We start from the raw sequence: 21,414 nt of genomic DNA, 5'->3' as shown, positions 1-21,414 counted from the left end.
CTTTCCTCCTTAGTATGAAATACACTTTACTTAGCCTGACCTGCTTTATTGCCTTGCTGCTGCCTGCCCAAAACTGGGACATCCGCCAGCTGCGCAGCATACATGTAGAACGCAATGTGCGCCTCGACGGACTGATGAAAGGTGCTTCAAACAGCATGGTGCCGGCCTGCGCCATTCTTCCAGCCGGTCTGCTTGTGCATTCGCTCATGAAATGCGATAGTTTGCGCCAGCAGCGTTTCTGGATTGTGGGCAGCACAATGGCAGTTTCCACAGCAATTACGGTTGGGCTTAAATACAGCATTGGTCGCAAGCGGCCGTATGTGACCTATAACGATATTGTGCCGCAGCAGCATGCCGGACCGTATTCATTTCCTTCGGGCCACACTTCTTCGGCGTTTGCGCTGGCTACTTCGCTTACCATGGCTTTTCCCAAATGGTACGTGGCTGCGCCTGCGTTTGTATGGGCAGGTACGGTAGCCTATTCGCGCATGCATCTGGGCATGCACTATCCAACCGATGTAATTGCCGGCGCGCTGATTGGCGTGGGGTCGGCGTGGCTTTGCTGGCAGCTTAACGCATTTATTCTGCGCAGCGGAGCCGGGCTTTTCCGTAAAAACTGCTGATACGTTTTACTGCTGTCTGCTGTTTTCTGCAGCGGCCGGAGGCTTGCCTGAAAAAGGCAAACCACGCAGCGCCTGCACAAGTGTAAACAGCGCCAGTAAAAAGTAAAGCGCAGCCGTAAGCCAAACCCAGCGGCTTTCCCTGAACACATACCAGCCCAGCAACGGCAATACCTGCAAGGCATGCATACCAATAAAATGCGCCAAACGCGGATCGCCGAAGCGTTTGCTCCAGCCTAAAAACGCAATGCCGTGGTTGCCATCGGCCCCGCCAATGGTGTGCGAAAGCCGCGAACCCATTACAAAACCCTCGAGCGAGAAAATGACGAAGATGAAAATACCGGCGCGTATGCCATTCAGATAAGCCGCCGGAAGCTGCACCGGCTGCCTGAAAAATTCGATACCCGCGTATGCCGTGTAAAGTGTAACCACGGTGGCCGCTATGGCCATTAGTCCGTACAGAATTACATAAACAGGCGCACGCTGGTTGTAATGCGAAAGCTCGCCGCGCCCCGCCTGCAGGGCGATGTACACAATTTCAAAACCCAGCAGTACAATAATGGTCAGGTTGAAAAGCGATACATTGAATTTTGGAAGGTAATGTATGAACCAGCCCATTGTCCAGCAGTAAATACCGATTGAAAGGGCAAATTTGATTGGTTTATACCAGGCATTCACACCCGCCACAAGCAGGTTTGAACGCAACGAAAGCAGAATAAACACCAGCGCAGCCGCAAAGCAGAGCAGACCAAACCAAAACAGCGGTTCGTTTCGTGTTCTTAATTCAGAAATGAAATACATGCATACAAAACAACACCTGCACGTATTTGTTTGCCGGAGACGGATTTCTACTTTTTATGCAGCCGCACCAGAAAAGCACCGGTAATTGCACCTACACTTAAACCGGCAAGAATGCTGCCGCAGGCTGCATAGAACAAGGTTTCCAGCAACGGTGTATGTTCTTCGGGCAAGCCGGCAAAGAAATAAATCCAGCCTATTCCGGCACCCCAGCCCAGCGCATTGGCCAAAATCCATTGCTTTGAATGATGCACATAATGTTTCAGTTCAAACCACTGGAAAAGCCCGAACAACGCGCCCAGCAATAGCCCTGCACCCACACTCAGCGCCGCAAATAAAGTACCCGGAAGCGGAGGCGCAGAAGTGCTTGTGTTGGCAGGCTGCTCATCGAAAAAAAACAACGAAGGCAGCATACCCAGCATCCAGCCCAGCACGGCAATAAGCATTGTGTATTGCAGCCAGTTGCTGCGCGGCAGTTCAGGAAGTTTTTGACGCAGTATGCGCCATTGCATGTAGCCCAGCACAGCACCTTCTATTAATCCTGCACACATCATGCAAAACAACACAAGTAACTTCGACCCTGTAGTTTGTGGTTCGCCAAGCAGCTTAAAAACCATCAATGCAATTAAACCCGCCGCACCGATACCCAGCACTTCACCCAACGCACAGTTTATTGTCCAGCGCAGCCAGAACAGATTTTTGTTGTCAATTGATGACGGCATCTTGGTGCAGAGATTGGTTTTGTGGGTAAATATATAAAAATATTAAATTATATGTTTGGTTATTATATGAGTTTTATGTGATTACTATCAGTTCGTGATCCAAAACCGGCCTGCCACTTTTGTCAGTAGCCTGACAAGCTCTTTTTCCTTGCCGCCTTTTATCGTGTGAGGTAGTTTTCCACATACCATCCGGGCTTCATTAATCAACCTGCTGAGGGATGACGTGTTAAGCAGTTTTTTTCCGTCATTTTCCTTTTCATCGCAAACCATTCTGAATGCTTCATGGAAAGGAACGATTAACTGATATTCACTTTTAGTAATACGCGCTTCCTGCAATGCCCAGTCAGGCCCGGCTTTCATATTCAGATCGTCGAACCACGCACTGCAATCTTCGGCCGGAAACCAGCCCCAGCCCACATGTTGTATTCCTTTCAGCCAGGCATCACCCACAATTTCAACCGAGCTGAAGAAAAACAAAGGTCTTATCAGGCTTAAACGCCAGTGCAGAAGGGCTTCTGGGGAGATTGGCTGATTCATTTGATTTATTGCTCTTCTTTTTGAGTGTAAAACAGGATTTGCAACTGATGCGGAAATTTGCGTTGCTGCACGATCTGAGTTATATCAGCAACATACGAAATTCGGGAGATAGATGTTTTTTGGGGTTTAATGGCTTGTTGGTTAGTTGTTTATAGGGTAATTAAGGATGTTGAAGGGAACAGTTTATCCTTCGTTTAATTTACCGATATTTGCATCCTCTAAACCAGATTTTACATACCATGTCGGAAGGCAGACAGATTATTTTTTCGATGGTGGGCGTGAGCAAAATTCACCCGCCGCAAAAACAGGTTCTTAAAGACATTTACCTCTCGTTTTATTACGGTGCCAAAATCGGTATCATTGGTCTTAACGGCTCGGGTAAATCATCGCTGCTTCGCATTATTGCGGGTGTGGACAAGGATTACCTCGGCGATTTGCATTACTCGCCCGGCTACAGCATTGGTTTTCTCGAACAGGAGCCGCAGCTTGATGAGTCGAAAACGGTAATGGATATTGTGAAGGAAGGGGTGAAGGAAATTACCGATGTGCTTAATGAGTACGAAGAGGTAAACAACAAATTTGCCGAGCCCATGAGCGATGAGGAGATGAACAAACTCATCGAACGTCAGGCCCGCCTTTCCGACCGTATTGAGCAGCTTGATGCGTGGAACATTGAAAGCAAGCTGGAACGCGCCATGAGTGCGCTCAACTGCCCCGAAGGCGATACACCCATTAACGTATGTTCGGGTGGTGAGCGCCGCCGCGTGGCTTTGTGCCGCCTGCTGCTTCAGCAGCCTGATATTCTCCTGCTCGACGAACCTACCAACCACCTTGATGCCGAGTCGGTATTGTGGCTCGAGCAGTTCCTGCAGAATTACCACGGCACCGTAATTGCGGTAACGCACGACCGTTACTTCCTCGATAACGTAGCCGGCTGGATTCTCGAACTCGACCGCGGCGAAGGTATTCCGTGGAAAGGCAACTACTCAAGCTGGCTCGACCAGAAATCACAGCGTCTGGCGCAGGAAGAAAAGACCGAGAGCAAACGTCGCAAAACACTTGAACGCGAGCTGGAGTGGGTGCGCCAGGGTGCCAAAGGCCGCCAGGCCAAATCAAAAGCGCGTATTGCCAACTATGAGAAAATGCTCAACGAAGACGTGCGCGCTAAGGAAGATAAGCTCGAACTTTTCATACCCAACGGCCCGCGTCTGGGCAACGAAGTAATTGAAGCCATTGGCGTAAGTAAAGCCTTTGGCGACAAGGTGCTTTACGAAAACCTCAACTTTAAACTGCCCCCGGCGGGCATTGTAGGCATTATTGGTCCCAACGGCGCCGGTAAAACCACGCTGTTCCGCCTCATTATGGGCGAAATACAGCCCGAAGCCGGTGAGTTTAAAGTAGGCCCCACGGTAAAAGTGGCTTATGTCGATCAGTCGCACACCGAAATCAATCCCGAACACACCGTGTTTGAAGCCATAACCGGCGGCACGGAGTATGTGGAGCTTGAAGGCCATAAGCTCAACTCGCGCGCGTTTGTATCGAAATTCAACTTCAGCGGCCCCGATCAGGGCAAGAAAGTAAAAGTGCTTTCGGGTGGTGAGCGTAACCGCCTGCACCTGGCACTCACACTGCGCTCGGGCGCAAACGTGCTCCTGCTCGACGAACCTACCAACGATATTGATGTGAATACGATGCGCGCACTCGAAGAAGCCCTCGAAAACTTTGCAGGCTGCGCCGTAATCATCTCACACGACCGTTGGTTCCTCGACCGGGTGTGTACGCATATCCTTGCTTTTGAAGGCGATGCCAGCGTGTATTTCTTCGAAGGCTCATTCTCCGAATACGAAGAAAACCGCCGCAAACGTCTGGGCGATTCAGCCGAGCCGAAACGCTTTAAGTATAAAAAACTGGCAGTGTAATGCTTTTGTATAAATCCCCGGTACAGTTTTTGCCGGGGATTTTTTATCACAACATCTTTTTTTTATACCACAGGCATTCAACCATATTTCACAACTTTGCGCTGTGCAATAACTCACTCACTGCCATGAAAAAATTACTCTTCCCGCTCCTTGCTTCCGCCTTTCTGTTCACCTCCATGGTGCCTGCTGAAGTGTGCGAAAGCGACCTTTTTGTAAAAGGCGTAAGCATTACCACCACCACCTACGATGAAAAAGGCAAACTGGTATCAACCGGCACCAGTACCATTAAAGAGGTGACCAAAACAGCCAGCAGCGCCACAGCCGAAATGCATGTGAGCACGGTTGACGCCAAAAGCCGCGAAATGGGTTCGGCCGATGTGAAGATGCGTTGCGAAAACGGCAAGTTTTACATGGACATGAAAAATTTCGCATCTACAAGCAATGCCCGCATGGGTGCCGATTTTACATTCGAGTTTGAAGGACTGGATATGGAATATCCCGGCAACATGAGTGTAGGCATGAAACTGCCTGATGCGCATGTGGTAATGAATACCAAAAACAAAGGCACACAGTTTTCAACCACTACCATAAAAATGTACAATCGTAAAGTGGTGGCCAAAGAAAACAAAACCACGCCTGCCGGAACTTTCGATTGCTGGAAGATTGAATACGATATTGATTTTGAAATGGTAATGGCCATGGGTAAACTGCCCATCAAGCCCCGTCATAGCATTGAATGGTTTACACCCAAAATCGGAACGGTTTATTCAGAAAGCTATAAGGAAAGCAAACTCGAAAGCCATTCTGAAATAAGCAAAATTGTGAGACCCTGATTTCCCCTTTTATTCTCACAACCTTCAAACACGCCGCTACGACCCTGTGCGGCGTGTTTTGTATTTTTAGGGAATGAAACATGCCGGATTGATTTTACTGTTAGTGGTGCTCACCGCATTTTCGGGCAGTAATGCCCTGTTGCCAATGCCGGTTCGAAAGCATGCCGCGTTTTCGTTTGTACGTTTTAATGAGAAGGGGCAGGCTATGGGGTATGTGAATGTGAATGTATTGCTCACCACCGATGTGAAGGGAAAAACTGTTTCAACTGCTGAGGCGCAGTACATGACACGCAAACGGATACTTATTGGCACCACGCCGCAGTATTACAGTGCCGATTCGCTTTTTTTCTACGTGGCAGCCCGGCAGTGGGTGGTGGATGTGAAAAACACGGAAGATGAAATGCACTTACCCGAATCGCCGTCCTTGTGGCTCAACTATCCGCTCAATCCGCAGCCCGGCGATTCGCTGCGCGAAGCTTCTTTTTCCGACACCCGGCCCGGTCCCAATGGTCCAAGTACAATGAATTACCGCATTGTAAACCGCTATGTTGTGGCGGCCGATTCGATTATACTGCCCAAAATAGGCAAACTCGCCGCGTGGAAAGTAAGCGCCGATATGCTGGCACAGCGGCCTGATCTTGAAAACGGCAGGTTTTACCGCTATGCCACGGTACTCGAGTGGTATGTGCCGCGGCTCGGTGTGGTGCAGCATGTGCGCAATTATGCTTCGGGCGGATATTATAAGTTGCAGCTGAGAGGGTATAAGGTGCCTTGAAATTGGGGAGTTTGTGGTTATATTTGTGGCTTATGGCTCCAAATTTCCATATTACTGATTTCATGGTCGGGCATTTCAAATGTTTTGATCGTTTTGAAATGAGCAATATCGGCCAGATTAATCTGATTGCCGGTGATAATAATATCGGCAAAACCAGTTTGCTGGAGGCTTTACTGTTAGATACAGATCTTGTTCAGACACTTCATAATCTTAATGCTGTATATGCTGTAAAGCATAGTGTTGACAGCGACGAATCGTCAAAACGAAATTATCTTGCTTATTTTATAAATAACAGCCAGCCCGAAAATCGTGAAATTGAATACGGGTTCAATAATAAATCAGTTTTCAGGATACTAGCTCAGGATATTCGTTTGCATGAAGCAAGTGTAAAGGAGAAATTTAGTGAAAAGTATTCAGGTCAAAACAAAATCGGGGAAGTCGTTGCTCAATACACTAATAATACCCTTACTGATGTATCACCTGCAGTTTATTTACCAGAAAAGCATTTAACTACAGGAGCAATTATTCCTAATAATGTTGGCTATACTTCGCGCATTGTAAAAAACTACTCGCGTCTAATTAATCAGGATCTCAGTAATAACGCCAGACTAATTCAGTCGCTGAAACTATTTATTCCTGAAATCGAGGATATACGCCTTCTCGAAGATCAATACGAAGAAACTTCAATTGCTATTCAGCAGAAAGACAATTCTAAATTATTACCAATAACAGCTTTTGGCGATGGTGCTCTCAAAATGCTCCGCCTTATGCTGCGTATAATGACTTCATCCAATCAACGTCTGATGATTGATGAAATTGATACCGGTGTGTATTACCTGCGTATGAAAGAATATATCAAAGCCATTATTGAATCGGCTTTAGAATATAATGTGCAGCTTTTTGCAACAACACACAGCAAAGAGTTTATTGAAGCATATCAAGAAGCACTCTTCGAACTGGGTGAAAAATATCAGGACAAGTCCAGATACATCATTTTAGGTAAAACAAAAGATAACCAGATAAAGTCGTATGTGTTAAATTATACCGAGTTGGCTGCAAATATTATTTCAGAGAACGAGATTAGATAATTGAGCGATGAAAGAGTTTTTGCTAATAGTTGAAGGTGTTGCCGATCAGCGCTTCATATCTCAATACATTTCTCAAGTTACCCAAGGCTCGATTTTAATTAATGACAATAGTTTTCTGAGATTAGATACTAATCTGGAAGGTTTTATTAAAAGAACTATGTTTCAATCTCAGCTTCAGAAAGCAATGGATGCGGGCAAGTCCGTTATAGCTATTCTCGATGCCGATTTTGTATATACTCAACGATTAGACAAACTTCAGCAAATGGTTGAAGTAAATTTGCTCACCGATTTCTTTCTGCTACCATTTAACAGACCACGCGAAGAAAAAGACATATACTCAAATGTTTATAATCTTGAAACATTGCTGATTAATCTTTGTCACGAAGATCATCACGACATCAATCAATGCCACAATCGATATGTAGAATGTTTGTTGGGCACAGGTAAAGAACTTCAGTTACCTGACGAAAAAATAAAGCTGTATGCTTATTCAGCATTACTCAATAAACGGACCGACAGAAATATTGATCCGGCTCATGAAAAGTCAAGAAATTATCTTGATCAAACACAGTGGAATTTGAATCACGAAGCATTAAATCCGCTCAAAGAATTTCTCCTCAAACACCTATCCGCCTAAAATGGCCGCTCAGAAACCTTCCATTCCCAAAGGCACACGCGATTTCTCTCCGCAGGAGATGGTGCGCCGCAACTATATTTTTGATACCATCCGCACCGTGTTTCGCCGTTATGGCTACCTGCCCATTGAAACACCGGCCATGGAAACTATTGAAACCCTTACCGGCAAATACGGCGACGAAGGCGATCAGCTGCTGTTCAAAATACTAAATTCTCGTCCGCACGAAGCCAAAGACGAGACCAAAGCGAAAATGCGCGATACATTTGAACGCACACTTTCGCAAAATACCAACTCCGACATACTCACCGAAAAAGCCCTGCGCTACGACCTCACCGTGCCCTTTGCGCGCTTTGTGGTGATGCACCAGAACGAAATTACATTCCCTTTCCGCCGCTACCAGATACAGCCTGTATGGCGTGCCGATAAGCCGCAAAAGGGACGATACCGCGAGTTTTACCAGTGTGATGCCGATGTAATCGGAAGCAATTCGCTGCTGAATGAGGTGGAACTGGTGCAGATGATTGACGATGTGTTTACCACATTTGATGTGCCGGTAACGGTGAAAATTAACAACCGCAAAATCCTCAGCGGTATTGCCGAAGTGATTGGCGAGAAGGAACGCATTGTCACCATCACCGTAGCGATCGACAAGCTCGATAAAATCGGGGTGGATGGCGTAAACAAAGAGCTCGAAGCCAATGGCGTTTCGGCGGAGGCCATCGAAAAACTGCAACCGCTTATTGCTTTTACCGGTAATTACGCCGCCAAGCGCGATTTGCTGCGCAGCATGCTTGCAGAATCGGAAACAGGGCAGAAGGGCATTGAAGAAGTCGATTACATCTTCACCAAAATTGCCGAGGCCGGTTTGCAGAAAGCCGAAGTGGAACTCGACATTACGCTTGCGCGCGGACTGAATTATTACACCGGGGCCATTTTTGAAGTGAAGGCCAATGCCGGTTCACTCAGCAGCAGCATTTGCGGTGGCGGCCGTTACGATGACCTCACAGGCATTTTCGGGTTGAAGAACATGTCGGGCGTAGGCATTTCGTTTGGTGCTGATCGTATTTACGATGTGCTGAACGAACTGAACCGCTATCCGGCCGATGTGACCATGAGCACGCAACTGCTGTTCATCAACTTTGGCGGTGAAGATGGCGACGAAGCTTTCCGCACCCTGCACAAAGCCCGCCGGGCCGGCATTGCTGCCGAAATTTATCCGGATGCCGCCAAAATTCAGAAACAGTTCAAGTATGCTGATGCCCGTAAAATTCCGTTCGTGGCCGTAATTGGTGAAAGCGAACGTGCAGCCGGTAAAGTCATGCTCAAAAACATGCAGAACGGCGAACAGGAGCTGATTGCCATTGATGAATTGATAAAACGACTGGCATAGGCAGTAAGGCATTTGTTGTTTCCGGCGGCTTCGATCCCCGCAGGCCTGCAGGGATCAGCCTCCGGGAAAGCAAAGTCCTCCGGCGGCTTCTGCAAGATCAGCCTCCGGGAAAACGTATCCCCACGGTGGTTGAGCCTGTCGAAACCACCGTGTACAAATCGCCCGGCGGCTTCGGTAAAACCCGCCGCCGGCAAGTAAGAAGTAAAAAATACGACGCTCAGACACATGGCGCATACTTTTCAAATACACCCGCAAACTCCGTTGCAGCTTGCTCATCTTACACATGCACTGCAGCCGGGCGCGCATATCGAACTTACAGCGGCTGCCGCCGAAGCAATTCACCACGGCCGTGCGTGGCTCGACAGTCTCAATACTGAAGGCGCAGCGCCGGTGTATGGCATCAACACCGGCTTCGGGGCTTTGTACAACATTACCATTGCGCCCGATCAGCTGGGGCAGTTGCAGCAAAACCTTGTGATGTCTCACGCCTGCGGAACGGGCGATGAAGTGCCGGCCGAAATTGTGCGGCTCATGCTGCTGCTGAAAGTGCAGGCGCTGGCGCGCGGCAACTCAGGCGTGCAGCTTGTTACCGTGCAGCGCCTGGCCGATTTCTTTAACCACGATGTGCTTCCGGTTATCGTTGAGCAAGGCTCGCTGGGCGCTTCGGGCGATCTGGCTCCGCTGGCGCATCTGGCGCTTCCGCTGCTGGGCATGGGCGATGTGCGTGTGAACGGTGTAAAACGCCCTGCTGCCGATGTGCTGAAAGAAAAAGGCTGGCAGCCTGTTGCGCTGCAATCAAAAGAAGGGCTGGCGCTGCTCAACGGTACACAGTTTATGAATGCGTATGCGGTGTGGTGTTTGCTCAATGCAAAGCAAATTGCCGATGCGGCTGATGTAATCGGCGCGCTTTCGCTCGAAGGATTCGACGGAAGACCGGAGCCTTTTTTTGCACAATTGCACACCATTCGTCCGCATGCCGGCCAGCTGCACACCGCTGCCCGCATTCGCCGCCTGCTCGAAGGCAGCGAGCTGATTACGCGTGAGAAAAAACATGTGCAGGATCCTTACGCGTTCCGCTGCATGCCGCAGGTACACGGCGCCTCGCGCGATGCTATTGGCTACTGCGAAAACGTATTTGCCACCGAAGCTAATTCGGTGACCGATAATCCCACCATTTTCCCCGATGAAAACTTAGTGCTTTCGGGTGGCAATTTCCACGGGCAGCCGCTTGCACTGGCGCTCGATTTTCTGGCTATTGCGCTGGCCGAAATCGGTTCTATTTCCGAGCGCCGCACCTATCAGCTTATTCATGGCCTGCGTGGTTTGCCCATGTTCCTCATTGCAAAGCCCGGCCTTGATTCGGGCATGATGATTCCGCAGTACACCGCCGCCAGCATTGCCAGCCAGAACAAACAGCTTTGCACCCCGGCTTCGGTCGATTCCATTCCCTCGTCGGCCGGACAGGAAGACCACGTGAGCATGGGTGCCAACGCGGCTACAAAATGCCGCAAAGTGGTGCTCAACGTGCAGCGCATCCTTGCCATCGAGCTTATGAATGCCGCACAGGCCATGGAATTCCGCCGCCCGGCCCGCACATCGCCGCTGCTCGAAAGCCTGCTGGCCGATTACCGCGCCGTGGTGCCCGCGCTCGAAAACGACCGTGTGCTGGCTGCCGATATTGAAAAAAGCATTCAGTTTTTTGCAGCCCGCAATTTCGGCGTATGAAAAAGCTAACCGCACTTGTCGCTTTTGTTTTGCTTGCAGCAACAGCGTCCTACGCCTGCAAATGCGAAGGCTTTAAGCCGCTAAGCACTGAAACGCTGAAACCCTACGAATTCATTTTCAGCGGGCGTGTAACGGCTGTTTCGGGCTGCACGGAAGGCGATCAGGCCACGGTGCGTTTTGTGATAGATACACTTTTTCGCGGCAAGGCCTTTGCCGAAACCGATGTGCTTTTTGACTGCAGCAGCAGCTGCGCCATGAGTTTTGCGCCCGGCGAGCGATGGATCATTTACGCCACCTACCAGAAATACGGTGTGGGCGAAGTAAGCTTGTGCAGTCCGAGCCGAAAACTCATACCTGCCGGCACTCCCGATTTTTATACCGATATGCACGGCGGCAGCACATACGCCTCAGAAGCCGCGTGGCTTGCTAAAAATCTCGGCATCATTCCCCTCAACACCGATGCCGATAAAACCACCAATACGCGCGAACTCATTAAGCCGAAAGGGTTTGATGTGTTGTGGCTTTATCTGGGTGGAGCTGCCGGTGTGGTGGCATTGTTTTTTGTGCTGAAACGCTTTCTAAAGTAATAGCTAAAGCATCTAAATAGATTCCATCTTTTAGCAGCTGGTTTCTAAATGGATTTACCGGTATCCTAATTCCAATTTAATATATTCTGATAGGGGAAAGTATGCTCTTTGCTGTCATATTGATGTATTCACTAACACAAAAAAAACGATGAAAAATTTCAAATTATTACTTTCGGCTATTTGTTGGGGATTGCTTTTAACCTTCAGTTCGTGCGGGAAATATGAAGAAGGCCCCGGACTTTCGCTCATCCCCAAAGAAGTTCGTTTGGAAGAACTCTGGAAATTGGAAAAATACTCGCGCGAGGGAATAGACAAAACCGACAGTGCGTTTCATTATCTCGGTTACAACTATCAACTGCGTTTTTCCGATGTGAATGATGGCGATTACACGGAATATTTACAGGAATGTGCCGGCTGCTCGGATCAGCTGAGCTGGACAGGCAAATGGCGCTTTGAAAACGACAAGGAAGAAATTCTTCTTCAACCCAATGGCCGCGAGTATGGCGACCGCCGTTTCAAAATTTTGCGTCTCACTCAAAACGATCTGTATCTGGAATGTACCAACAGCAATGGAATCAAGGAACGGTTTGAGTTTTCGAATGTACTTGAGCAGTCGGAAATAGATGAAGAGAAGGAGAAGGATAAAGACAAGAATAAATGGGAATAACAGCGTAAAATTTGGTTAGGATTGAAAAGAGGATGTGTAAAAACGCCCGGCTGCAATGGCCGGGCGTTTTGCTTTTTTTGTGTCAGTATCCGTAACCCAGCAACCGTGCTGTGGGCCCAAGCAGCCAGCGTATGGTTTTTTGCGCGCCTGGTGGGGCATCGGCAATCCAGGTATCGAAACTGTTGCCTTGTGCGGCAAGTTGTAAAAGCACTTTGCCCGATTTCGGGTTGCCGGCTTTGTCCATGGCGGGATAAAGGCTGGCCAGTCCGGCGGCAAAGCCCGCGGGCATGGTGGCGTGCAGCAGCGTGGTATCATGCAGCACTACGGTTGAATTGGTTTCGTTGTAAATGCGGTGCGGTGTACCGGCGGGCACAGTCACAATGCTGCCGGGGCCGAACGTTTTTTTGCTTCCAGCCAGCTGCATGCTCAGTGTGCCTTCTTTCACCACAAACGTTTCATCGAATGTGAAGTGAATGTGTTCGGGCGGGCCGGGGGCGTGTGGTTTCAGTTCGATGTGCATACACAGCATGCCGTTGTTTTCCTGCAACACAGTTTGCGAAATGCCTTCCTGTGCGCTTTCAATTACGCTGCCCGGCTTTAATGCGGCAATGGCCTGCGACGGATCGGGCGGAAAAATATGATTCATGAGAATGCCTACAAGGCCAAACCAGAATACGAGTAAAAGGAGAAAGCCAAGCATGATGCGTTTGAGTTTTTTCATTGGTTTGATTTTTCGGCAAACCTACATGCAGCTGCATCAGCAAACTTGTAAATACTGAACATGCTGCCGGACATCAGTGCAGATAAATAACGCGCCCGGCCACTACGCCGCCCATTTTGCGGAAAGCCGCAGGTGTAAAGCCCGTCATGGCCTTAAACTCGTGGTTGAAATGTGCCTGATCGAAATAACCTGCGTCCACGGCAAGGGCGGTGAGATTGTCGCTGTGCTTTGGCGGAAGTGAAAGCGCCTGCACGGCATCATTGAGGCGGAAAATGCGTTGCAGGGCTTTGAGGTTTACGCCTGTGTCGCGGCGCAGCAGGCGGTTGAGGTGCTGCTGGCTGTAGCCGGTACGCGCGGTAATTTCGGCTGCAGTTTCGTGGCGGTAGCGGCGTATGAGCTGCACCAGCGGCTGCGACACCGGCGCTGCATGGAGTTGATTTTGCAGCCAGTGCAGCACAAGGGGAATGCGCTGCGCAGGATGTGTACACGCGGCCAGCTGTTCCCAAAGCAGATGCAGGTGAGCCGGTAAATCGGTTTGTGTAATGGCTAAGTTGTTCACTGCTTCGGCTGCAAAGCCCAGCAACTGTCCAATGGCATAAGGATAAAAAATAATGCCCAGCTGCTCGTGCTGCATACCCGGCTGGTAAAACATGGAAGCCGCATGCGTAAACACGCCCGAAAGCATTACGCGGTTAAACAAAGTCGTTTCACCGCTTCCGGCCGCTTCACTGCGCACCGCATCACCAAAGTTGAACAACAACACACCGGCCCCGTCGGGAATAATCCGCTCCTCACGAAAAGCCGCCACACCCGCCGAAGCCCAGATCAGACTCACCGCATCGGCCACCACGCCCTGCGGCCTGTGCATCCAGAAACGGGAAGTGCCGGCGTTGATTTCTGTAACGGGAACGGGTAGTGTATTTTTCACGCGTGAAAATTACAAAAGAGCCGGGGCGGGAGAATTGTAAATTTTGAACATGTGTTAGAGACTGTTAGCGCAGAGATTATCGTTTCCACTCCTCAACCACATAATTTATGGCATAATCATTCATTTCAACAAGCATCTTTTCAATATCTTTCCCATACAGCTTCAATAAACTGTCGGCAGCAAATTCTTTGGTAGTTACATCAGCACTTTTTAGTAACTCCAATAAAATTGGACGTGTATTTTTATGTCTATACATTCCTAACGCCAGTGCAACAGACTGATTTATCGAATCAGACTTTCTATCCAGTAGGAAAAGCAGATTTGTTGGGTCAGCACGCCTTCTTGTTCGCCTTACTGTCCAAAGTAGCTCATCAATTTCGTTCTCAGTGTTAGCAACCTTTAATTTTTCAATTATCTGATAATAATCCATTGCTTTTACCGGTGGTTCAAGCTTTTCACGAAGACGTTTCCCTTTTATCGAACCAATAGGGATACACATATTACATGCACATGCAGGTTTTTTTCGGTTACTTCCGGGAAAGTATCGCCATCCTGTTTTTTGAGGTAAGATTTTGATTTTATCTATTTCTTTTGTTCCTATTTTTCTGCCAATGATCAATTCATAGCCAAGCGGATCATCCAGACTCATTATTTCCTTTATTGCTTCACCAAGTGTAATTTGTTTGTGCGGTTGATTGTATTTGCCTGCATAAACGATCTCATTGGAATTTAATTTGAAATACACACCCACATAAGTTCTTGCACCACGTCTTTTTAGTTCCCTGAGCCATTGATGGGTAAAATAATAATTTGGAAGAACAGGCATACAGAACACACCGGGTCTGTATTTCCCGATTTTTATTCCGTTTTTACGAATAGTTGCTGCGTCTCTTTCATCAGCAAGATGCACTAAAAATGGCATTGTGTGTTATTATTAGCAATTCAATATTTTTCTAGGTAACATTAAGTTACTTCATATTCTTCATAAATCTCAGTCGTATCCAATGAAAAATTACAGCCACGAGACAAAAAATAACAATATGCCAAAGCCAGTTTGTTATTTGTTCAGGATGATACATTGTCCAATTGCTTTGTTGATAATCGCGGTTGAATGATGTCAGATAGTTAACAATTCTCTCTAACGGAAAAAGAATGATTACAGAAACTATTATTCTGATTAATCCATTTTTACGCAATCTCTTCATCCAAAGAAGAACAGAAGATAGATAAATCATGTACTGGAACCAGTATGCATACCAATAAGGGCCAGTGATGCGTTGGAGCAAATCTCCTTCATTCGGATTTGGCGTGATAGTTATTTCTGAATACAGATAGAGAATATTGATAATCAATAAAAGCAGGCCAACAACAGGAATAAACGTGCAAACCGATTGATCGAATTTTTCGATTTGATTTTTTATCCGGCTACCCGGAAATAGGTTACACAATAGCACAATCAGGCTGTACACTGCAAACCCGTATAGTATGGAATGTAGAAATGAATTTGCCAAAATAGCTTTATATATTAATCCTGTTAATTTATGCTTTTTGGGCAAGTATAGCTTTGTACGATTGAATTACCCACAAAAAAAGCGGCCCCAAACAGAGACCGCTTTCCCAACTATATCGCTTGATAGGAAAAGCTTACTTTTTCCCTTCCTTCTCCGAGCCTACAAAATCGTAATGGCGTTTTACTTTACCTTTCTTCGAAAGCTCCGCAGAACCTTCAATGCCGTAGCCGTCTATGGTGCCTTTTACCTCAACGGTTTCCTCAAGTTTGTTGGTAGCAGTGCCTTCAAACTCAACGTAAAGAATTTCGTAGCCATCGTCGCGGTACACCGAATCAACGGTGAGTTCGATGCTGATGGCATCGGCGCCCATTTCGCGGCCGAGGAGTTTGGAGCGGAGTTTTCCGTTTTTGATGCTCAGTACATCCTGCTCAGGCTGGCCTGATTTGCCGCCTTTTTTGGCTTCGGTCATGGTTACTTTATAGGCTTTGCCTTCAATGGTTTCGGTATCGCCGGGCAAGGCCACCGAGCAGAACAGCATAAAGAGTCCGGCCACGGTAAAAAGGGAGAAATAACGTTTCATACGACGTTAAAGATAATTGTTTGGATGGTGTAATGAAAAAAATGTGCCAAAACGTGCTGGTGTTTGACAGCGGCTGTGCTCCATTGTATCTTTATGCCATGACATCCGCACCGCTTGCCGAACGCCTTCGCCCCACATCGCTTGATACGTATATTGGTCAGCGCCATCTGGTGGGTGAAACGGGTGTAATACGCCGCGCCATTGAGGCCGGGGTTTTGCCTTCCATGATTTTCTGGGGGCCGCCCGGTGTGGGCAAAACCACGCTGGCCAATATCATTGCCGGGCAGCTTAAACGTCCGTTTTATGCGCTCAGCGCCATTAACTCCGGCGTAAAGGATGTGCGCGAAGTGATTGACAAGGCAAAGAGCCAGTCGTTTTTTGGCACCAACCAGCCCGTACTTTTTATCGACGAGATTCACCGTTTCAGCAAGGCGCAGCAGGACTCGCTGCTGGGCGCGGTGGAAAAGGGCACGGTTACGCTGATTGGTGCTACTACCGAAAATCCCTCGTTTGAGGTGATTTCTGCTTTGCTTTCGCGCTGCCAGGTGTATATTCTCGAATCGCTCAGCAAGGACGACCTGATCCAGCTATTGCACGATGCGCTGGAGAAAGACGAACTGCTGCGGCAGAAGCAGGTGGAAATCCGCGAATACGAAGCCCTGCTGCGGCTTTCGGGCGGCGATGCGCGCAAGCTGCTCAACGTGTTTGAACTGGTCATCAATGCCATTGGCGGGTCGCCGGTGGTGATTACCAACGACGAGGTACTGAAACACGTGCAGCAGAACATGGCGCGGTACGACAAAACCGGCGAGCAGCATTACGACATTATCTCCGCCTTCATTAAATCCATCCGCGGCAGCGACCCCAATGCGGGCGTGTACTGGCTGGCGCGCATGCTGGCTGGCGGCGAAGATCCGCTCTTTATTGCCCGCCGCCTGCTCATTCTGGCCTCGGAAGATGTAGGCAATGCCAATCCGAATGCGCTGCTGCTGGCCAACAACTGCTTTCAGGCCGTACACACCATAGGCATGCCCGAAGCGCGCATCATACTTGCGCAAACGGTTACGTATCTCGCTTCCTCGCCAAAGAGCAATGCCTCGTACATGGCTATTAACGAAGCCATGGCGCTGGTTAACCAAACCGGCGATTTGCCCGTGCCCCTGCATTTGCGCAACGCGCCCACCAAACTCATGAAAGAAATAGGCTACGGCCGCGAGTACGACTACAGCCACAGCCACACCGGCAATTTCGGGGAACAGGAATATTTGCCCGATGCGCTCAGTAATCACAAACTCTACGAGCCCGGTCAATCGGCCCGCGAAAACGAACTACGCGCTTACCTTCGTAAATGCTGGGGCGATAAATACGGCTACTGATTTATTAAGCACATTCACCCGTCGCAAAACCAGGCCGCCGGTTTGCCGCATTTTAGTTTTTAGTCACAGCACTCATTTAGTTTGAAATGATGGGTGATATGCAGGCTTGTCAGTTAGGTTCGGCTTTAGTTTGAAAACAACTGACTTGAAATCACATTAATCAGTCGCATCAAGCGGAGCGAAGGCGTTAACAGCTGTGCTCAAAAAACTAAAGCCTTTTGTCACCTCAGGCGTAGTCGAGACGAGGCAAGAGGTTACTTCACGCCATCAAACACCCCCAAGCCGAAAAGTGCAAAGTCATATTTCACGGGATCTTTGGCATCAAGCAGGCGCAGGTTGGCGGTGAGTTCTTCTACGGCTTTCCAGTCGTTTTGAGTGCGTTGCAGCAGGCCGAGTTTGCGTGCCACATTGCCCGAATGCAAATCGAGCGGGCAGTGGAGCAGGGCGGGCGATAGGTTTTTCCAGAGGCCGAAATCAACGCCGGCTTTATCGCTGCGTACCATCCAGCGCAGCCACATATTAATACGTTTGGCCGAGGATCCTGCAGCCGGATCGGCTACGTGTTTGCGGCTGCGTGCAGGATGCGGTTTTTCGAGCAACGCGGCGCGGAATGTACTTATGGCCTGCGCCATGTTGCCCTGCCGGAGTGCATTTGCAAACACCGCTTCCGGCCCGCCGTGCTTTTTGTAAAGATGCCGCAAACCCAGTACCAGTGTGCGCGCATCTTCGCCGTTAAATGTGCGGTGTACAAAGCCATTGAGGTGTTTCAGCTCGCGCGCATCGGCGTGCAGCACAAATTGTGCGGGCGCCATGTCCATGCGTTGCATGAGTTGCAGCGCATTGCGCAAAATAACCGGCCGCTGGCCCCAGGCAATGGTGGCAGCAAGAAAACCGGCAATTTCAATATCAGCCCGCGCTGTAAACAAATGCGGAATGCTCACCGGATCGGTTTCGATAAATGTAAACGTATTGAAACGCTGCACACTCGTTTCGAGTAAGTACCGAAGTTCTGTATCGGATGGATCGAACATGGTACAAAGAACACCATTTTCGGGAAACCGGTTCAACTACCTCCTGGTCATTCCGGGCTACAGCGGACTGATCTAATATGATTAGGTTTAAAATTCTGTTTTTCAGTCCGATAAATTGCTTTGCAGCTAAACAGATTAGCCGAAGAAATGCATCTATGTTTGAAACTACAATCTCATAATCGTAATTATGAACAAGCTAATCAGGTTGTTTTTCGGGCTGTTGATTTTTCTTACTTCTGCCGGATTTCTTTCTGCTCAGCAAGGGGGTGAATGGACGTGGATGCATGGGAATCAGCCGGCCAATGCGTTGGCAAATTACGGAGTACAGGGAGTGCCATCGCCTACAAATACTCCCGGTTTCAGGTACGAATCATTGCGCTGGGTTGATTTACAAGGCAATCTTTGGCTGCATGGCGGTCAGAGCAATGATCCTCAGGGCGGTGGTGGATCATTTTCAGACATGTGGATGTATGATATTTCGCTGGGCATGTGGGTGTGGATGAATGGGCCGATGTGGTCTTCAACTTCGTTCGGAACATATATTCAGAAAGGCGTTTTTTCGCCAAATTATTATCCGGCATCTGCCGGATTTGGAAACACGGAATTTACAGATGCCGATGGAAATTTCTGGCTGCTTGAAGGAAATGGAAGCCCCAACTTGTGGAAGTATGATGTAAGTATCAATCAATGGGCATGGATGCATGGCCCAGGTTTTCCACTCTTGCCTTATGGCAGTCCGGGTACACAAAATGTTTTTGCGCCTACCAATATGCCCGGCAGTTTTACCGAGCATCACAGCGGATGGGGCGATACATTGGGAAATCTTTGGCTCTTCGGAGGTAATTATATCACTGTTCCGGGATGTTCTGATCTTGTGTGGACGTATGACACACAGCTTAATCAGTGGAAATGGGTAAGTGGTAACCCGGCTCAGCTCTCCGGGTTACCTGTGTATGGGATTCAGAATGTACCATCGCCATTAAATACCCCCGGGCCGCGTAATGTATATATATCTTGGAAGTCATCTGCAGATGAGTTATACATATACGGACACGGCGGTTTTTGCGGAGCTGATTTTCTTGATTTATGGAAATACAATATTGGAACGGGCGAGTGGACCTGGGTTTCGGGAATTCAGGGGCCGCAGTTTACTTTGCCCAATCAGCAAACAAGTGGCATCTGTGTCCCCTCAGCTACCGATTTTCCGGTGCGTAGTCTTGAGTCGCATCTGAATGCCAATAAACTCAATTGTGATTTGTTTTATACCTATGGCGGTGAAGCCAATTTGATAACCACACACCTCACACTGTACCGGTATAATGCAGCTACCAATAAGTGGACATTACTTTTTGAGGATCTTACCGGACAGCGGGTTTATGGTACTTATCAGGTACCTGGGCCGAATGTAATGCCGGGCGAACATTGGGGCGGCGTGGCGTGGGTAGATAACAACGGGAATTACTGGGTATATGGAGGAATGTATAATGGAAGTAATGAGTTATGGCGATTCATTCCCACAATTCCTCAGGCCGATTTTACGTGCGACACTGCAGTTTGCCTTGGCGATACCGTGCATTTTGCACTTTCCTTAACCGGTTTGTGTGGTTTAACCGGTAGTTTGCATTGGGATTTTGGCGATCCATCCGTTACTACTGATACCTCCTCAGCAGCAGCTATCGGGTGGGTGTATGCGCAACCCGGAACATACACCGCAACGTTGATTGCATTTGATTCAACACGCTGCGATATTTGGGGCGATACGCATCAGGTTGTAATTACGGTGTACCCGCAGCCTGTAGTTGATTTGGGAAGTGATACCGTACTTTGTCCGCCACAGCAAAATTATTTGCTCGATGCCGGCAATCCCGGTTTTACTTACAGCTGGAGTACTGGTGCCACTACGCAAACCATTTCGCCGGGCAGCAGTGGTGTGTACAGCGTTACTGTATCAGCGGCATCTTGTTCGGCCAGCGATACGGTGCAGCTCACATTTACTGCCGCACCAGTGTTTACGGATACCAGTATTTGTGCGGGGCAAAGTATTACACTTAATGCAGGCGTACCCGGTCAGTATATCTGGAGTACGGGAGATACTACTGCAGCAATTACGGTAACTGCATCCGGAATTTATTCTGTTACAGTCATACATCCGCCCTGTACGCTCATGAGCAGTATGCAGCTTATTGTTAATCCGTTGCCCGTTGTAAACCTGGGGGCGGATACGATACTGTGTCCTGGCAGCACCTTGCTGCTTGATGCGCAGAATTCCGGTGCTGTGTGGAACTGGAATACCGGCGCCAACACGCAAACGTTACTGGTAAACAGCGGTGGAATTTATGGGGTAACTGTAATCTCCCAACCCGGAAACTGTTTCAGCAGCGACAGTATCAACTTACAAGTAGCAGGGCAATTAAGCTTAGGACCAGATGTATCACTTTGCGGACAGCTTAACGGGATAGTCCTTCAGGCAGATAGTAATGCCACATTCTATTTATGGAATACAGGCGACACATCCCGCACAATTACGGTTACGCAGCCCGGACAGTATTGGGTAACTACAGTTAGTGGTTCCTGTACGCAAACAGATACTATTACGGTTGCCGGTAACCTTGGCGAAGCTATTGTGTTTGTGCCAAACACTTTTACACCCAACGGCGACGGGCTGAATGATTGGTTTGCGCCAGTGGGCGACGGTATCACCGAATTTCATTTAATGGTATTCAACCGCTGGGGTGAACTCATTTTTGAAACAAGGAATCCGATGGGATGGGATGGAAAATATGCCAATAAGCTGGCCGAAAACGAGGTTTACGTGTACCGGCTTTCTTATAAAAGCAGCTGTACCGGAAATGCCGTACAGATGAGGCTTGGGCATGTATTGCTAATGCGGTAATGACAAAAAGAATCAGCCATACATTAAATTAATTCACAGATTGAAAATGCAAAAAAAAATTACGCTTCTTGTTTTA

At 48.4% G+C, this 21,414-nt stretch carries 20 protein-coding genes; 12 read left to right on the top strand and 8 right to left on the bottom strand.

Features of this window, described 5'->3' with window-relative positions; all coding sequences use genetic code 11:
• Window positions 1–14: 14 nt before the first annotated feature.
• Window positions 15–623, top strand: a complete 609-nt coding sequence (locus IM638_14560; protein ID MCA6364257.1) for a phosphatase PAP2 family protein — start codon at window positions 15–17, stop codon at window positions 621–623.
• 6 nt (window positions 624–629) lie between these two features.
• Here IM638_14560 and IM638_14555 read toward each other — a convergent pair whose 3' ends face one another.
• From IM638_14555 to IM638_14545, 3 genes are all read right to left on the bottom strand, one after another.
• Window positions 630–1,421, bottom strand: coding sequence for a hypothetical protein (locus IM638_14555; protein ID MCA6364256.1), 792 nt, complete (start codon window positions 1,419–1,421; stop codon window positions 630–632).
• Between the two features lie 47 nt (window positions 1,422–1,468).
• Window positions 1,469–2,140, bottom strand: a complete 672-nt coding sequence (locus IM638_14550) for a hypothetical protein (protein ID MCA6364255.1) — start codon at window positions 2,138–2,140, stop codon at window positions 1,469–1,471.
• Window positions 2,141–2,227: 87 nt separating this feature from the next.
• Window positions 2,228–2,677 (bottom strand): hypothetical protein, encoded by a 450-nt coding sequence (locus IM638_14545; GenBank protein MCA6364254.1) that lies wholly within the window; start codon window positions 2,675–2,677, stop codon window positions 2,228–2,230.
• A gap of 239 nt (window positions 2,678–2,916) precedes the next feature.
• On the opposite strand from IM638_14545, the gene ettA reads away from it, so the two are divergent.
• The 9 genes from ettA to IM638_14500 all read left to right on the top strand — a co-directional run bounded on the left by ettA (window position 2,917) and on the right by IM638_14500 (window position 12,298).
• Entirely contained in the window at window positions 2,917–4,596 is a 1,680-nt protein-coding gene (ettA, locus tag IM638_14540) for an energy-dependent translational throttle protein EttA (protein MCA6364253.1), read from the top strand.
• Window positions 4,597–4,721: 125 nt separating this feature from the next.
• Window positions 4,722–5,429 carry a hypothetical protein gene (locus IM638_14535; GenBank protein MCA6364252.1) on the top strand — a complete coding sequence of 236 codons (708 nt, stop codon included), beginning with the start codon at window positions 4,722–4,724 and terminating at the stop codon, window positions 5,427–5,429.
• 73 nt (window positions 5,430–5,502) lie between these two features.
• Window positions 5,503–6,204: a hypothetical protein gene (locus IM638_14530; GenBank protein ID MCA6364251.1), complete on the top strand. Its 702-nt coding sequence runs from the start codon at window positions 5,503–5,505 to the stop codon at window positions 6,202–6,204.
• Window positions 6,205–6,236: 32 nt separating this feature from the next.
• The gene (locus tag IM638_14525; protein ID MCA6364250.1) at window positions 6,237–7,292 is read left to right on the top strand and encodes an AAA family ATPase; all 1,056 of its coding nucleotides are present in this window, start codon (window positions 6,237–6,239) and stop codon (window positions 7,290–7,292) included.
• A gap of 7 nt (window positions 7,293–7,299) precedes the next feature.
• Window positions 7,300–7,929 carry a hypothetical protein gene (locus IM638_14520; GenBank protein MCA6364249.1) on the top strand — a complete coding sequence of 210 codons (630 nt, stop codon included), beginning with the start codon at window positions 7,300–7,302 and terminating at the stop codon, window positions 7,927–7,929.
• Window position 7,930: 1 nt separating this feature from the next.
• A complete protein-coding gene (locus IM638_14515) occupies window positions 7,931–9,319 on the top strand; it encodes a histidine--tRNA ligase (protein ID MCA6364248.1) in 1,389 nt (462 codons plus the stop codon).
• Between the two features lie 225 nt (window positions 9,320–9,544).
• Window positions 9,545–11,044: a histidine ammonia-lyase gene (hutH, locus tag IM638_14510; GenBank protein MCA6364247.1), complete on the top strand. Its 1,500-nt coding sequence runs from the start codon at window positions 9,545–9,547 to the stop codon at window positions 11,042–11,044.
• Window positions 11,041–11,631, top strand: coding sequence for a hypothetical protein (locus IM638_14505; GenBank protein ID MCA6364246.1), 591 nt, complete (start codon window positions 11,041–11,043; stop codon window positions 11,629–11,631). The genes hutH and IM638_14505 overlap by 4 nt, the downstream gene beginning before the upstream one ends.
• 148 nt (window positions 11,632–11,779) lie before the next feature.
• Window positions 11,780–12,298 (top strand): hypothetical protein, encoded by a 519-nt coding sequence (locus IM638_14500; GenBank protein ID MCA6364245.1) that lies wholly within the window; start codon window positions 11,780–11,782, stop codon window positions 12,296–12,298.
• Between the two features lie 82 nt (window positions 12,299–12,380).
• Here IM638_14500 and IM638_14495 read toward each other — a convergent pair whose 3' ends face one another.
• From IM638_14495 to IM638_14480, 4 genes are all read right to left on the bottom strand, one after another.
• The gene (locus tag IM638_14495) at window positions 12,381–13,019 is read right to left on the bottom strand and encodes a cupin domain-containing protein (GenBank protein ID MCA6364244.1); all 639 of its coding nucleotides are present in this window, start codon (window positions 13,017–13,019) and stop codon (window positions 12,381–12,383) included.
• A 73-nt stretch (window positions 13,020–13,092) separates the two neighbouring features.
• On the bottom strand, window positions 13,093–13,947 hold the full coding sequence (locus IM638_14490) for a helix-turn-helix transcriptional regulator (protein MCA6364243.1): 855 nt from the start codon (window positions 13,945–13,947) through the stop codon (window positions 13,093–13,095).
• Window positions 13,948–14,023: 76 nt separating this feature from the next.
• The gene (locus IM638_14485) at window positions 14,024–14,869 is read right to left on the bottom strand and encodes a HEAT repeat domain-containing protein (GenBank protein ID MCA6364242.1); all 846 of its coding nucleotides are present in this window, start codon (window positions 14,867–14,869) and stop codon (window positions 14,024–14,026) included.
• Window positions 14,870–15,591: 722 nt separating this feature from the next.
• Window positions 15,592–16,038 carry a hypothetical protein gene (locus IM638_14480; GenBank protein ID MCA6364241.1) on the bottom strand — a complete coding sequence of 149 codons (447 nt, stop codon included), beginning with the start codon at window positions 16,036–16,038 and terminating at the stop codon, window positions 15,592–15,594.
• 98 nt (window positions 16,039–16,136) lie between these two features.
• Here IM638_14480 and IM638_14475 point away from each other — a divergent pair, with 98 nt between their 5' ends.
• Window positions 16,137–17,414 (top strand): replication-associated recombination protein A, encoded by a 1,278-nt coding sequence (locus IM638_14475; protein ID MCA6364240.1) that lies wholly within the window; start codon window positions 16,137–16,139, stop codon window positions 17,412–17,414.
• A gap of 254 nt (window positions 17,415–17,668) precedes the next feature.
• Here IM638_14475 and IM638_14470 read toward each other — a convergent pair whose 3' ends face one another.
• Window positions 17,669–18,445: a TIGR02757 family protein gene (locus IM638_14470; GenBank protein MCA6364239.1), complete on the bottom strand. Its 777-nt coding sequence runs from the start codon at window positions 18,443–18,445 to the stop codon at window positions 17,669–17,671.
• Window positions 18,446–18,632: 187 nt separating this feature from the next.
• On the opposite strand from IM638_14470, the gene IM638_14465 reads away from it, so the two are divergent.
• Window positions 18,633–21,338 (top strand): gliding motility-associated C-terminal domain-containing protein, encoded by a 2,706-nt coding sequence (locus IM638_14465; protein ID MCA6364238.1) that lies wholly within the window; start codon window positions 18,633–18,635, stop codon window positions 21,336–21,338.
• Window positions 21,339–21,414: the final 76 nt, after the last annotated feature.

This window comes from Bacteroidota bacterium, from assembly GCA_020402865.1.
GTDB lineage: Bacteria > Bacteroidota > Bacteroidia > Palsa-965 > Palsa-965.
The sequence above is the reverse complement of the archived record's forward strand: the minus strand, read 5'-3'. Positions and strand labels throughout refer to the sequence as shown.